This window comes from Ginsengibacter sp. (assembly GCF_057362405.1).
Genome location: NZ_JBMQQG010000047.1, coordinates 1 through 14,893, shown reverse-complemented (window position 1 = coordinate 14,893; position 14,893 = coordinate 1). Strand labels below are relative to the sequence as shown.

Annotated in this window: 13 protein-coding genes; 5 read left to right on the top strand and 8 right to left on the bottom strand. The window is 39.3% G+C overall.

Annotated features, from left to right (window positions below; translation table 11 throughout):
- Positions 1–117: 117 nt before the first annotated feature.
- Both ACO1O5_RS04075 and ACO1O5_RS04070 read right to left on the bottom strand, forming a co-directional pair.
- Positions 118–951 carry a purine-nucleoside phosphorylase gene (locus ACO1O5_RS04075; protein ID WP_486268562.1) on the bottom strand — a complete coding sequence of 278 codons (834 nt, stop codon included), beginning with the start codon at positions 949–951 and terminating at the stop codon, positions 118–120.
- Between the two features lie 194 nt (positions 952–1,145).
- Entirely contained in the window at positions 1,146–2,069 is a 924-nt protein-coding gene (locus tag ACO1O5_RS04070; RefSeq protein ID WP_486268561.1) for a hypothetical protein, read from the bottom strand.
- Between the two features lie 114 nt (positions 2,070–2,183).
- Between ACO1O5_RS04070 and ACO1O5_RS04065 the strand changes: the two genes are divergently transcribed.
- The 3 genes from ACO1O5_RS04065 to ACO1O5_RS04055 all read left to right on the top strand — a co-directional run bounded on the left by ACO1O5_RS04065 (position 2,184) and on the right by ACO1O5_RS04055 (position 4,612).
- Positions 2,184–2,504, top strand: coding sequence for a hypothetical protein (locus tag ACO1O5_RS04065; protein ID WP_486268560.1), 321 nt, complete (start codon positions 2,184–2,186; stop codon positions 2,502–2,504).
- 40 nt (positions 2,505–2,544) lie between these two features.
- Positions 2,545–3,060: an FKBP-type peptidyl-prolyl cis-trans isomerase gene (locus tag ACO1O5_RS04060; protein WP_486268559.1), complete on the top strand. Its 516-nt coding sequence runs from the start codon at positions 2,545–2,547 to the stop codon at positions 3,058–3,060.
- Between the two features lie 124 nt (positions 3,061–3,184).
- Positions 3,185–4,612: an L-serine ammonia-lyase gene (locus ACO1O5_RS04055; RefSeq protein WP_486268558.1), complete on the top strand. Its 1,428-nt coding sequence runs from the start codon at positions 3,185–3,187 to the stop codon at positions 4,610–4,612.
- Between the two features lie 35 nt (positions 4,613–4,647).
- Here ACO1O5_RS04055 and smpB read toward each other — a convergent pair whose 3' ends face one another.
- The 6 genes from smpB to ACO1O5_RS04025 all read right to left on the bottom strand — a co-directional run bounded on the left by smpB (position 4,648) and on the right by ACO1O5_RS04025 (position 11,779).
- Complete coding sequence (gene smpB / locus ACO1O5_RS04050; RefSeq protein WP_486268557.1) at positions 4,648–5,100, bottom strand: SsrA-binding protein SmpB; 453 nt, start codon at positions 5,098–5,100, stop codon at positions 4,648–4,650.
- A 53-nt stretch (positions 5,101–5,153) separates the two neighbouring features.
- On the bottom strand, positions 5,154–6,065 hold the full coding sequence (gene accD / locus ACO1O5_RS04045) for an acetyl-CoA carboxylase, carboxyltransferase subunit beta (protein ID WP_486268556.1): 912 nt from the start codon (positions 6,063–6,065) through the stop codon (positions 5,154–5,156).
- 92 nt (positions 6,066–6,157) lie between these two features.
- On the bottom strand, positions 6,158–7,213 hold the full coding sequence (locus ACO1O5_RS04040; protein WP_486268555.1) for a class I fructose-bisphosphate aldolase: 1,056 nt from the start codon (positions 7,211–7,213) through the stop codon (positions 6,158–6,160).
- A gap of 116 nt (positions 7,214–7,329) precedes the next feature.
- Complete coding sequence (locus ACO1O5_RS04035; RefSeq protein WP_486268554.1) at positions 7,330–8,133, bottom strand: helical backbone metal receptor; 804 nt, start codon at positions 8,131–8,133, stop codon at positions 7,330–7,332.
- A 637-nt stretch (positions 8,134–8,770) separates the two neighbouring features.
- Positions 8,771–10,126 (bottom strand): pyridoxal-phosphate dependent enzyme, encoded by a 1,356-nt coding sequence (locus ACO1O5_RS04030; RefSeq protein ID WP_486268553.1) that lies wholly within the window; start codon positions 10,124–10,126, stop codon positions 8,771–8,773.
- Positions 10,127–10,168: 42 nt separating this feature from the next.
- Positions 10,169–11,779, bottom strand: a complete 1,611-nt coding sequence (locus tag ACO1O5_RS04025; protein WP_486268552.1) for a S41 family peptidase — start codon at positions 11,777–11,779, stop codon at positions 10,169–10,171.
- A 65-nt stretch (positions 11,780–11,844) separates the two neighbouring features.
- Between ACO1O5_RS04025 and ACO1O5_RS04020 the strand changes: the two genes are divergently transcribed.
- Both ACO1O5_RS04020 and ACO1O5_RS04015 read left to right on the top strand, forming a co-directional pair.
- Positions 11,845–12,690: an N-acetylglucosamine kinase gene (locus tag ACO1O5_RS04020; protein WP_486268551.1), complete on the top strand. Its 846-nt coding sequence runs from the start codon at positions 11,845–11,847 to the stop codon at positions 12,688–12,690.
- A gap of 485 nt (positions 12,691–13,175) precedes the next feature.
- Positions 13,176–14,893, top strand: a 1,718-nt coding sequence (locus ACO1O5_RS04015) for a transglutaminase family protein (RefSeq protein ID WP_486268550.1), incomplete at its 3' end; no start/stop codon positions are given.

Genomic DNA, 14,893 nt, shown 5'->3' with positions numbered 1-14,893 from the left:
TTATTCGCTGGACAGGGATATGAGAAGCACACCCGATGATGCCGAACTTGCGCAGGATAAAACGGTGGAGAATCCATAGCCGTTAAAACGCTGATAGCAGTAATTTAGCCGTTACCCTTATACGTTATACCATAAGGAAGTTATAACGCCTTCGAATAATTCGCTGAGCGTCTTATCGGCTTCTCCCGCTACTTTGATTATTTCACTAATGTCTACAGGCTTTAAATTGTCCGGGTCACATTCATCTGTGATTACACTCACCGCTGCGCACTGCATACCTATGTGATTCGCGACTATTACTTCGGGAACCGTGCTCATCCCGACCATGTCAGCTCCAATACTTCTTATATACCTGTATTCGGCACGGGTTTCAAGATTAGGCCCGGGAACGGCTGCGTATATTCCTTTCTTTAAATTGATTGAAAGATTATTCGCCGAAGTGGTGAACAGCTGATTAAGTTTTTCATTATAAGGAGCACTCATATCCACGAACCTGTTTCCAAAGGTGCTATCATTCAAACCGCGCAAAGGGTTCTCCGGCAATAAATCTATATGGTCATCAATTAAAACAAGATCACTTTTTTTAAAGTCGGTATTAATGCCACCAGCGGCGTTGCTTAGCAACAGGTATTGTATGCCCAATTTTTTCATAACTCTAATTGGGAAGGTAATTTGTTGCATGGAATAGCCTTCGTAGTAGTGATAGCGTCCCTGCATCACAAGAACCATCGTGCCGCCAATGTCTCCATAAATCAACTGGCCTTTATGAAACTCTACCGTTGACTCGGGAAAATTAGGAATTGATGAATATGGAATGGACGTGGTAACCTCAATTTTAGTTGCTAATGCACCAAGTCCGGTACCCAGCACAATGCCGATTGCCGGTTTTTGAATGCCTTGTTGGGCAAGGTATTCAGAGGTTTCTTTTATTTTTTCAATAAGATTTACCATAGATTCATCATTTACACAAACTTAATTTATTGAATTACCCATACAGTTCAAACCCAAATTTCGCCCATTAAAATTGTGATTTCTCCCCCGCACGCTCATTATTTAGAATCAATGCGAATTTGCATCAATGCCCTTCAGGCAAATAGTGACGGGCTTGAAAATATTGCGTCATCTAAATCTAAAATGCAGACGAACTATTTTGTTTCAATATGGGCCCGCCCAAGATAGAAGTAGTTGTTTAACGAATCAAGTATTTTGGTGGTGTCGGAAAGCGGAAGCATAAACGGCTGAGCCACTTTATAAGTTATTGAATCATTTGTGTACATAATTACGTTTCTCCCATAACTTTTTAGTTTGGCAAGTCTTGCAAGCGCAACTTCTTTATTAGTTGTCGTTTTTAGAACTACTTTAAAAGTAAAAGAATCGGAAGGATTTTTTTGCGCATTTCTTATACTGTCAGTTACCCGTTGCGCTTCGGCTAAAGAATCGCTTATATGATTTGCGATTGTTTTAACTGTGTCTTTCACTGGTACAATGTTATCAGAAGAAGAGGTGGGTTCAGCCGTATCTTTTTTAAATCCATAGTACCAGGCAGCCCACGATCCCAATCCTAATAACGCGATGATTACAATAATCAGAAATACTTTTCTATTATCAGTGGGCGGTTCTTTTTGATAATCATGAAACAAATTCTCATCATATTTTTCGCCGCCCTCATCCTCAATTTTTGGTTTTGGAAGTTCTATCTTTTGTATAACAGGTCCGGGCTTAAATACAAGATCTCCGGAATTTAATTTTTCAAGCGTTCCCAGGTTCTGAATAGTGAATGGCTTTCCGATATTAAGAAACTGCCGACCCAGGGTCAGAAATGAATCCAGATCTGCAGAAGCAAGTGGTTTAATTTTTTTTGTGTTTAGAACTATAAAATCGATCAGTTCATCGTCTTCCTTAGTTTTTGGATCGTAAGTAAATGAAATAGCTTCAGCAGGAATTATAACAGGTTTGTCGTGATCGTTATTTTCGGGTATTGCCCCATCAATTTTAAATGTTCCAATTCCCTGCAGAGAAATTTGTTTGTGCTTCAATAAGTAGAGTACCAGAGCCTGCTCAATTTTCACAGTTTTATTTTTAATGAAAGCAAACCTACATTTTATTGAGCGAATTCCAAAAAATGCATAGCGTCCAATAAAGCTGATATTTTTTTACCGGAATTATACTTGGTAAATTTGCGAATGCTTACAAAAGATGAATTACTTTTTGTGGAATATTGGGAGAAGAATCGCGATAAAGAAAATCTAATTTTAAGACAGTTGGCGATGGGACTTCCCATGGGGCTTGTGTTTGCGCTTCCGGTTCTGGTGGTCGTCATTTTTCATGGATGGTACAAGAATATGATATATATTTCTGACTCACAAATGATCGTGATTATCATTACGGTATTGTTTGTTGCCATTTTCTTTTCGCTATTCCGGGGAAAGTTTAAATGGGAACAAAATGAACAACTATATAAAGAGTTAAAATTTAAGCAGGAAAGAGACGATGCAGCGCATTAATAATTTTTATGCTCTTTATTTGCAAACAAAATTTTTAATGATGAAAGGAATAATATTTGGGCTATTTATTTTTTCAATGATATTTGCAAGCTGTGTTAAAAATAGTAGTACCGGCGGAGGATGCAGTTTTCAACCTTCAAACGTCGCTGTTCCCGACTCGCAAGTTGTGGCAACTAACGATTCAATTCATGCTCATGGAATTAATAATGCCACACCTGATCCTGCCGGATTTTTTTATCATATTGATAGCTCAGGGTCAGGAGCTACGGTCACAGGTCTTTGCTCAACGGTATACGTAAGTTATAAGGCTAGTTTTTTTAATGGAGTTACCTTTGATTCTACCGCTACCGGCACTGTCGCCTCGTTTCAACTTGGGCAGGCAATTGTTGGTTGGCAAAAAGCCCTCCCTTTATTGAGCAAAGGCGGTGTAATGACGTTATACCTTCCTCCATCATTGGCATATGGTAGTAGTGCAGTTCGTGACAACTCTGGTAATATTATTGTACCCCCAAATTCATACCTGGTATTTAATATTAAACTCGCAGACGTACAATAATTTTATTGAAGTTATTACAGAAGGCTTTGATGGAAACATCAGGGCTTTTTGTTTTTTATGGGGGTTACGTGAATCTCCGCGGAAGCATAACCTTTTACATAACTTTGACCTATAAATTTTTTATTTGAGCCACGAAGCAATTTCTGTTTTTGATATGTTCAAAATAGGCGTGGGGCCATCAAGCAGCCACACACTTGGGCCATGGCGTGCTGCCGGTCTTTTTTTGAACTCCTTACAACAAAAAGATTTATTACACAAGGTCTGCAGGCTCGAAGTACTCCTTTACGGCTCGCTTGCAAAAACAGGAAAAGGGCACGGTACTGATATAGCCGTCCAACTTGGTTTGTGTGGTGAAAATCCCGTAACGTTCAATGTAGATACGATTGATGAAACTATCAATAATATTAGATCGAACAAAAAATTATTGCTGAATGGTCAGTACGAAATAGATTTTGAGCCAGCGGAAGACATAGAATTCTTATATACGGAATCATTGCCGTATCATCCAAATGCGCTTACTTTTTTAGCCGTATTAAATAATGAGGAACATCTTGCCGAAACATACTATTCAGTAGGTGGGGGATTCGTCCATAAAGAGGGCGGCCAGTTAAATGAAGATAGTGGCGTTATTCTTCCATTTCCGATAAACAATGCGGACGACCTGCTACATTGGTGTATGAAGACAGGAATGAACATAAGCGAAGTAGTAATGGAAAACGAAAATGTGTGGAGAAGTGAGCAGGAGACACGGTCAGGGATACTCGAAATATGGAATGTTATGAAGGAGTCCATATTTAAAGGATGCCATTGCCAGGGTATTCTGCCCGGCGGCCTGAATGTAAAAAGAAGAGCAGCGCTTTTGAACAAGAAATTGCTGAAGGACAATCAATACACTGATTTCAATTCCTGGCTGTATGTCATCAGGCAAGGCGGAAATGATTTTAAGTACACGCTGGATTGGGTCAGTTGCTTTGCCCTGGCAGTTAATGAGCAAAATGCTTCATTCGGTCGGGTAGTTACGGCACCAACTAACGGCGCGGCCGGAGTAATACCCGCAGTTTTAGCCTACTATATAATTTTTTGCGATGCTAACGAGAACGATAAGATCATCCAGTTCTTACTAACGGCTTCAGAAGTTGGAAGTATATTTAAAAAGGGCGCCACTATTTCAGCGGCAATGGGTGGTTGCCAGGCAGAAATTGGTGTTTCGTCATCGATGGCCGCTGCTGCTTTAACTGAATGTTTGGGGGGCACCCAACGGCAGGCTTTAATGGCCGCTGAAATTGCTATGGAGCATCATTTGGGTATGACCTGCGATCCCATAAACGGCCTCGTTCAAATACCGTGCATAGAAAGAAATACCATGGGAGCTATAAAAGCTATAACTGCCTGCCAGCTTGCCTTACAGAGTGCCCCCGATTATGCCAAAGTAAGTCTTGATAACGTTATTAAAACGATGTGGAACACCGCAATAGATATGAGCAGTAAATATAAAGAAACGGCCGATGGCGGATTGGCAATTAGTGTTCCGCTGAGTTTGAGCGAGTGCTAATGTTAATTTTTTCGTCTATCCTACCGGGTTAGGTATCATACACCATATTTCCTTTTTATATCCCTATCACTTTCGCGTTCTTTAATGGTTTCTCTTTTGTCGTAAATCTTTTTGCCTTTGCCTAAACCTATTTCCATTTTTGCAAACCCGTTTTCAGCAATAAAAATTTTCAGCGGAATGATAGAATATCCTTTCTCCTTTATTTTACCTTCAAGCTTGCGCAATTCTTTTTTATGCAGTAATAATTTTCGCTCCTGCATTGGTTCGTGATTGTAATGAGTGCCAAAATTGTATTCAGAAATATGAAGGCTCTTTACAAACAATTCACCCTTGTTAAAAATGCAATAGCTATCGTTAAAACTTGCTTTGCCCGCACGAAGTGATTTTATTTCAGTACCTGTCAATACCATGCCTGCAATATATTTTGTTTCAATATTGTATTCGTAATATGCTTTGCGGTTGCTGATGTCCATAATAGAAAGGTCCAAGAAGTCAATTGATAAAATTACAATTGGCAATTGACTTCTTGACCAATGATGCGCTAATTTCTAAATAAAGTCAATAATTGACTCAATTTATCTTTAAGTTCTTTTCGTGGAACGATAAAATCAAGAAAGCCATGCTCTAATAAAAATTCACTCCGTTGAAAACCAGGTGGAAGATCTTTTTTAATAGTCTCTTTTATAACACGTGGTCCGGCAAAACCAATAAGAGCGCCGGGTTCAGCCATGATTATGTCGCCAAGCATTGCAAAGGAAGCTGTGGTTCCACCAAAGGTGGGGTCTGTACAAAGTGATATGTATGGTATTTTTGCATCAGACATTTTAGACAATCCTCCAGATGTTTTTGCCAACTGCATCAGCGAAAATGCACTTTCCATCATCCTCGCGCCTCCGCTCTTATTAATAATCATAAAAGGGATTTTATGTTCAATGCAATAGTCGCAGGACCTGGTGATTTTTTCACCCATTACGCTTCCGAGACTTCCTCCAATAAACTCGAAATCCATGCAAGCAATTACCATATCCATGCCCGTTATTTTTCCATGGGCTACCGTAATTGAATCATGAATTGAGGTTTTAGAGTACGTTTCCTTTAATCGCTGGGAATAAGATTTTAAATCAACGAATCCTAAAAAATCTATCGATTTTATGTTGGGATATAATTCCTGGTAGGTATTATTATCGAAAATGATTTCAAAATATTCGGCACTTCCAATTCGATGATGATAATCGCACTTCGGGCATACAAATAGATTTTCCCGAAGTTCAGAAACAGTACATGTATAGCGGCAAGAGGGGCATTTGGTCCATAAGCCATCGGGGGCTTCCTTCTTGTCTTTTGTTGATGTGGTGATTCCTTTTTTAATTCTCCGGAACCACCGTCGCTTGGTTTCTTCAGCCTCACCATCTTCGCCTGCCAGGTTTGCATCAAAATCTTCTTCCTGTTTCATAAAAAAGTCATTAAGTCGTTTGTCATTGAGTCATTAAACTCACGATCATCACTAAACGCCAATGACCATTGACTTAATGACTACCTTAAATTTTAGGCGATTGTTATACTATTATCGAGATAGACATCCTGTGTAGCCATCAATAATTCTACGCCTTCCTTATATGGCTTTTGAAATGCCTTCCTGCCCAAAATTAATCCCGTTCCACCAGCACGTTTATTAACAACTGCCGTTTGAACAGATTCGGCTAAATCAGTAGCGCCTTTGCTTTCACCACCACTATTTATTAAGCCTATCTTTCCGCTATAGCAATTTAATACCTGGTAGCGGCATAAATCAATCGGGTGATCTGTTGTTAATTTTTCATATACCAATGGCGATGTTTTTCCAAATTTTATGGCATTGAATCCGCCATTGTTTGTCGCCATCTTCTGTTTAATAATATCTGCCTGAATTGTTACTCCAAGATGATTGGCCTGCCCGGTAAGGTCAGCAGAAGTATGATAATCAACGCTGCCAACTTTAAACGCATTATTTCTTGTATAACACCAAAGAATGGTTGCCATTCCCAATTCATGCGCCAACTCGAAAGCCTGGCTTACTTCCTGCAATTGACGGGTGCTTTCCTGGCTGCCCCAGTAGATAGTAGCACCAACAGCTACAGCGCCCATGTTATAAGCGCTTTTTACCGTGCCATACATTACTTCGTCAAATTTATTAGGATAGGTTAATAATTCGTTATGGTTAATTTTTACAATGAAAGGAATTTTATGTGCATATTTTCTGCTCAAAATACCGAGCACACCAAATGTTGATGCTACGCCATTACATCCACCATCGATAGCCAGTTTAACAATGTTTTCAGGATCGAAAAACATTGGATTGGGAGAAAAAGATGCGCCGGCACTATGTTCTACACCCTGGTCAACCGGAAAAATGGAACAGTAGCCGGTATTGGCCAGTCTGCCATGCCCCATCAGCATCTCCATGCTTTGCACTACGCGATTATTGCGATTGCTGTTAACGAAAATATCATCAATATAATTTGGGGAAGGTAGTGTAAGCGTTGATTTGTCAATGATACACTTGTGATTCAATAAATCATCGGCTTTGTCGCCTAATAGTTCAGAAATTTTTTTTGAGGCCATTACAATTTTTTTTTTAAATGTATGCAAACCTACAGGAAATTGACAAAATCACAATACAGTTCAATTTTTTGTGATGCATTGGCCTGAGTAACCATTTGATAACAAAATAGTTTTGCTTACTTTTTCTCAATAGTCTCGCGGAGATTTTTGAAATAGTCGGCTGCTTTCAACAACCTGCTTCCATACCAGCTGAACATTTCGCCGTCAACCAACATAATTTTCTTTGAAGGTAATTTTAGTTGAATTTCCTGCAGCTGTTTTTCTTTAAATGGATATGGCTCCGAGGAAAGAAGAATTAAGTCACAAGGGCTTTTTCCTGGATAGCTACTCTGCAAATCTTCCAAACTTATTTCAGGATAGCGCTCTACGTTAGTAAAAATATTTTCGAGCCCGCAATATGTCATCATGCTATCTATAAAGGTATGTCCGCCGACGGCCATGTAAGGATTTTGCCAAATTAAATAAGCTGATTTTAATTTCGGTTTGGCAGTGATGAACTCTAACAGGTCCAGGAATTTTTTTTCAAGTTGATTTGCGATGCTCATCGCTTTATCGAATTGACCTGTTAACAAGCCGATATCTTTTATCATCTGCAAGGCGTCGGAAAGATTGTTTACGTCTGTAACAAAAACGTCGCATGTTTTCGCCAATTCTTCAACCTGTTCTTTTACATTTTCCTCCTGGTTTGCTATTACGAGGTCGGGCTTAATCTTTTTAATTAGTTCAACGTTCAAAGTTTTTGTTCCGCCGACTCGTGTTTTACTTCTAAACCAGGCCGTTGGATGAATGCAGAATTTTGTAATTGCTTTCACTTCCTCGTTGAGCCCTAATTCATAAAGAAGTTCTGTTTGAGAAGGCACCACAGAAACAATACTTGAGTACTTTTTTAGATCTGCTATGTTTTCAGATTGGATAATCATTGTATACCTGCAAGGTATTGGTAAAATAAAAAACTTCTGCATTATTGAATAGATCAATTATGCAGAAGCAAATTTTTTTGCCCTGTTACGGGCATCCGGGGCGTGTGTTAGCCTTTAAAGGATTTAAATTTTAGTGTTTTCGTTGGTTCGTTTTTCAAAAAGAGCAGATGGTTTTGGCCTTCTTTGGATTTTTGTTGGTTTTCATAAGAATAATAAGATCGCCGACTTTATAAGTTAAAAGCAATATTTTTATTTTTCTTCTTTACATATTTGTAAAGAAATGATATTGGAAAAAAATAGAAGTTGACTGATACCGGATTTTTGATTTTTCAGGAATTTGGATAGATTCTGATCTTTGTTTTTCGTTGGATTTTTGGATATATGATTAATGCTTAAATCAACATCAATCAACTTCTGATACAAAGATATAAACCCGTGTATCTCCACGCAATAGCGATATTGCTTAATCTTCAATTATAGAAAAATACTATTTGCAGGCAATTTGAAAGAAAATAACCTAAGAAAAAATACCCTTAGTGGCTGGTAATTTTACGAAATTATTTATAAAAAAATTTCTAACGAATGCCACTACTGCTTTACGATCAATGGCTTGTAAAAGGCCTCTTACTTTGTAGATTTATTTCGCAAGGCTTTGTATAATGTCGTATTTAGTTACGATATGATATTCACCGGTTTCATCCTTACTAAGAACCGCGCCCGTTTGTTTTGATATAAGTTTACTTAATTTTTCAACCGGCATATCAAATGCTACTAATGGATATTCTTTTTCCATTACCGACTCCACAGTCTGGTTTTTAATTTCCGGATCTGATAAAATTTTGTCGAATAATCCTCCTTCACTTAATGAGCCAACAATTCCCTCGCCGTTTATTACCGGAACATTTTCAATGTCATATTTTTTCATAATGGCAATTGCTTCCGCTACCTTTTGTTTGGGCGATATCGTTACTAATTTTTTTGAACCGCGGCCATTAACCAGATCTTTAAATGTTTTTACTTCGAGAAATCCTCTTTCCATCATCCATTGATCATTATAAATTTTTGCAACGTACCTGCTGCCATGATCATGAAAAATGCAAACAACAACATCTGTCTTCTTCAATTCATTTTTTAATTGCATTAATCCCTGTAAACAGCTCCCTGCGCTGTATCCACAAAATATAGCTTCTTCCTTGGCAATACGCCGCGCCATAACAGCGCCATCTTTATCTGTAACCTTCTCAAACCGATCTATGTATTTCATATCGTAATTGGCCGGAACAAAATCTTCACCAAATCCTTCACTGATATAAGGGTAGACTTCGTTCTCATCAATTTCACCGGTGTCAAAATATTTTTTAAGTAACGAACCGTAACTATCAATTGCCCATACTTTAATTTCCGGATTTTTTTCTTTTAGATATTGCCCCGTTCCTACGATAGTGCCACCTGTTCCTGTGGCCACAACAAGATGTGTTATTTTTCCTTCTGTTTGTTCCCATATTTCGGGGCCTGTTTGTTCATAATGCGCCAGCCTGTTTGCAAGGTTATCATATTGGTTTACATACCATGAGTTGGGAACTTCTGCGGCCAGTCTTTTCGATACAGAATAATAGGAGCGTGGATCTTCAGGTTCTACATTTGTCGGGCACACAATTACTTCTGCACCGAGTGCCTTTAAAATATCAGCCTTTTCTTTTGATTGTTTGTCGGTAGTTGTGAAAATACATTTATACCCTTTTATACACGCGGCCAGTGCAAGACCCATACCCGTGTTGCCTGATGTTCCCTCGATAATTGTTCCGCCAGGTTTTATTTTCCCTTCCAGTTCGGCAACTTCAAGCATCTTTAAGGCCATCCTGTCTTTAATAGAATTACCCGGATTAAAATATTCTACTTTGGCAAGTACAGTGGCCGGCAAATCTTTAGTAATCTTATTTAAACGGATAAGTGGTGTGTTTCCAATCGTCTCCAAAATGTTGTTCTTCCACATAAAATTGTTTTACTTAAAGTTAAAAAATTTAGATGAACCCTTTCATTTAATAACCTGTGAAAGATTAGCTCCGTTAATGACCTGTAACGCTTTTTGAACTGTTTCATCAGTCGGATTGCTCACTTCATACAATCCTTCAGTGCGCCATATTTGCCTTGCTGTAAGAGATTTAATTTGCTTTTCTAAAAGCTGTTTTGCACTTGCATCTTCCAGGTTATATTTAATGGAATCGGTAGCGGCATATTTCTTAAAATCGTTTAAGGTTGCCTCATCCACCTTATATTTTTCCTCGAACTCTTTTGGCGTTTTAAAAGAATTAAACTCTTTTTCGTGATCGAGATAATTGTTATAAACGAAATTGTTGAGCGTTCCGCTCAGGTAAACTTTGGCAAGTTCTTTATCAAATGAAGTTGTGTCGTAAGCCACGAAGACATCCGGTGTTATACCACCACCTCCATATACGATCTTTCCGGATTGTGTTTTGTACACTTTCTCATTAGTATGTTTGATAGAATCTGCAAAACTCATCTCGCCATCATGAAAACGGTTCATAATATCCATGTTATAGGCATCCACTCCGTTCTTATATGATTTTTGAATACTGCGCCCAAGCGGTGTATAGTAACGGGCCACCGTTAGTCTCAGCCCTGAACCATCGCTCAATTGAAATTGCTCCTGCACGAGGCCCTTGCCAAAAGTGCGTCTACCCACTACCGTTGCCCTGTCCCAGTCCTGTAAAGCGCCAATCAATATTTCGCTGGCCGATGCGGTTCCTTCGTTGGCAAGCACAACAAGTTTACCTGTTTCGAAAATGCCGGGTTTACTACAGCGGTATTCTTTTTTGGGAGAATGCTCGCCTTCAGTGTAGGTAATAAGCTTATCGTCACTTAAGAATTCATCTGCAATATTTGTTGCTTCTGTAAGTATGCCGCCGCCATTGTCTCTCAGGTCAAGTATCATACTTTTCATTCCTTTTTTTAGCAAGTCTTGCGTTGCAGTCATAAATTCATCATAGGTGGTTTCCGAGAACTTATTAAGACGTATATAACCTATAGTGTCTGTAATCATATAGGCAGCATCAAGACTATATAACGGTATCATACCGCGGGTGATACTTACTTGTTTTTGACTGCCATCTCGTAATAATAATATATTTACTTTGCTGCCGCCGGCACCTCGTAATAATTTGCGTATTTTTTCTGACGTGATGTGAACGCCAGCAACAGTTGAGTCTCCCACTTTTAAGAATTTATCGCCTACTTCGAGGATCTTATCAGAAGGGCTGTTTTGAAGTACGTTTAATACATTTATGGTATCGCTAAAAATATTGAACTCTATTCCAATTCCATAAAACTGTCCTTCAAGGTCTTCGTTAACAGCCTGGAGCTCCTGCGGCGGGAGCAGAACAGAATGTGGGTCAAGTTTAGCAAGCATAGCTGTTATGGCAACATCGCCCAGTGAATCTTCATTTTCCTTATCCACATATTCGCGTTGAATTAAGTCCATTACTTCCTGTACGGGCTTAGGCCTGTTCGTAAAAAAAATTCCCGTGTTGGGCATATTGCCCTTTATGCGGTAGCCTACAAACATCCCGGCAATCATGCACAGACTTAATATCAGCGGAAGCCAAACCTGTAATTTTTTATTGCGCATACTATTCTTTATTATCTAATTTTATTTTTTAAAGAGCAAATTTCCTTAATAAACCCGAGATAATCATGCCAGCCATCAAATTGATTGCCGATAGCGGTTCCACAAAGACAGAGTGGTGCCTGCTGCGCGGTAAAAAGAAAACAATTATATATTCACAGGGAATGAGCCCTTACTTTGTTAATGATATTCAAATGGAAGCCATAATAAGGCAGGAGGTAGTGCCGCATTTGAATAAAACAATTGTTGAGGAAATATTTTACTACGGGACCGGATGTATTAACCCCGAAAATGTAAGGTTGGTAAAGAAGGCGTTAAAAGGTATTTTTCAGGAAGCTTCAATAAAAGTTGAAACAGATGTGGATGGCGCTGCTAAAGCACTTTGCGGTACTGAAAAGGGTATCGCGTGTATTTTGGGAACCGGTTCCAGCTCCTGCTATTATAATGGAAAACGAATTATGAAGAACAATCCCGGACTAGGGTATATTTTGGGTGATGAAGGTAGTGGCGCTTACCTTGGCAAAAAAGTAATTCAATATTATCTCTATAATACTTTTGACGAAGATCTTCGCGCCAGGTTCGATGCAAAATTTGTTACCAATACTAATGAGATTTTAAATGCGGTTTATAAACAGCCACTGGCAAACCGGTACCTCGCTTCCTTCGCAATTTTTTTAGCTGAGAACCGGGGACATTATATGATTGAAAATATTATTGAAGATGGATTCAACGATTTCTTTTATAACCACATTTGTAAATTTAGTGAGAGCTGGAAATACCCGGTCAATTTCACAGGAGGAATTGCTTATGGGTTTAAAGATGTGCTGGCTGAAATGTGCAACAGTTATCAATTACAACTTGGAAGGGTGTTGAGAAACCCCATGGAGGGTTTGATAAAATATCATGGGGGGTGAAAAGCAATGGGTTGAAACCCATTGTTACAAAAAGTGCCGAGCCAACGGCTCTCAAAGAAGCACCAGGCGTAGTTATTGAACTTTTTAGGTCACCGATAGAAGTCGGATTCCTTTGACGTCTTACGCGAGAAGGTGTTGGTAAACATTCTACCAAAGCAGTGACCGTGTCCTCAAGAGGCGTAGCCTCGGTTCATATTATAACAACGGATTTTAATCAGTTGAAAAAAGAAACAAAACTCGTGGACCCGCAACATCGCCAACCGGCAATTTCATTTAGAAATAATAAATGTTTACAAGCCCATTCAACGGAAAGGGTCTCTCAAAAAAATTTATTTTGCACAGCCGCTTAAACGCAGAAGATTTATTTTATTATTTACTCATCACGGCACATCCATCTTTCAAATAAATTTTGTCTTCCCCCTTATCATTCATAGATTTAACGATCGATTGCTGGTACCTTGTTCATTTTAAACTAAATTACCAATATGGCAATAAGGGTTGCAATCCGGCATAAAACAATTTATTCTTACGACAGGTACGTCGCTCTATCACCACATGTTTTTCGTTTACGCCCTGCGGTTCATTCCCGAACTGCCATAGAATCTTATTCATTTAAAGTAGAGCCCAAAGAACACTTTATAAACTGGCAACAAGATCCCTTTGGTAATTACCAGGCAAGGGTTGTCTTTCCTGAAAAAGCACATGAATTGAAAATAGATGTTGAGCTGATTGCTAACCTTGTCAGCATAAACCCTTTTGATTTTTTTGTGGAAGAATATGCCGAGAATTATCCTTTTCAGTACCGCGACCAGTTGCCGAAAGAACTGGTTCCTTACCTTGAAATTAAAGAAAACGGGCCGATTCTAATGCATTTTCTAGAAGGCGTTGATAAAAGTAAAAAGACCATCAATGATTTTCTCGTTTACCTTAACCAGAAATTAAATAAAGAAATTAACTATTCCATTCGCATGGAAGTGGGGGTACAAACATGCGAAGAAACGTTAGAACGAAAATTAGGTTCCTGCAGGGATACCGCCTGGTTGTTTGTGCAGATACTGCGTCATCTCGGGTTGGCTGCGAGGTTTGTATCCGGATACCTTGTTCAATTAACGGCTGATGAAAAATCATTGGATGGACCATCAGGTCCGCTAAAAGATTTCACTGATTTACATGCATGGACGGAAGTATATGTCCCCGGGGCCGGCTGGATAGGATTAGATGCTACTTCAGGATTATTTGCAAGCGAAGGTCACATTCCGTTGGCATGTACGCCGGATTATGCAAGTGCATCTCCCGTTGTGGGCTCAACAGATAAATGCGAAGTGGAATTCTTCTTTGAAAATTCGGTCACCCGTATTTATGAAGATCCGCGTGTTACCAAACCTTATACCGACATGCAATGGGAGGAAATAAATGCGCTTGGCCTGCAGGTTGATAAAGACTTAAACGAAGGCGATGTGCGCATGACCATGGGTGGTGAACCTACTTTTGTTTCCATAGACGATATGGAATCCGCACAATGGAACGTCGCAGCAGACGGGAAAGAAAAGCGTATGCTGTCTCACAATCTTATTTATAGATTGCGTGAAAAGTTTGGACGCAATGGGCTGATCCATTATGGACAGGGAAAATGGTATCCTGGTGAACCATTACCTCGTTGGCAATATGGTTTGTTCTGGCGTAAAGATTTTTACCCGGTCTGGAAAAATATTGACCTGATTGCTCATGAAAATGAAAAAGAAAGATACACCTATAAAGATGCGGAGAAACTCACCTGCGAGCTGGCAAAACGTTTAGCAGTAAGCCCCGATAACGTGAGTCCGGCATACGAAGATGTATTTTATTTTTTATGGACCGAAGGAAAAAATCCTGTTAATGTTGATCCACTTAAGGCCAACTTAAAAGACCCGTTAGAACGAAGAACACTGGCGCAATTGCTCAACCAGGGATTGGGTGATCCTGTCGGGTACGTGTTACCGTTACAATGGAATTATTGGAACGACAAATGGCTCAGTTGTAAATGGGTATTTAACAGGGATTACCTTTTTTTAATTCCTGGAAATTCGCCTATCGGTTTGCGATTACCGTTAGATTCATTGCCTGTAATTGCAAAAGCGAAAATACCGCAAAGGGTGGAAAGAAGTTTGTTTGAAGAGTTGCCTCCGTTAGAACGCTTTCACGAAACAATAGCGTCCCGTTATGG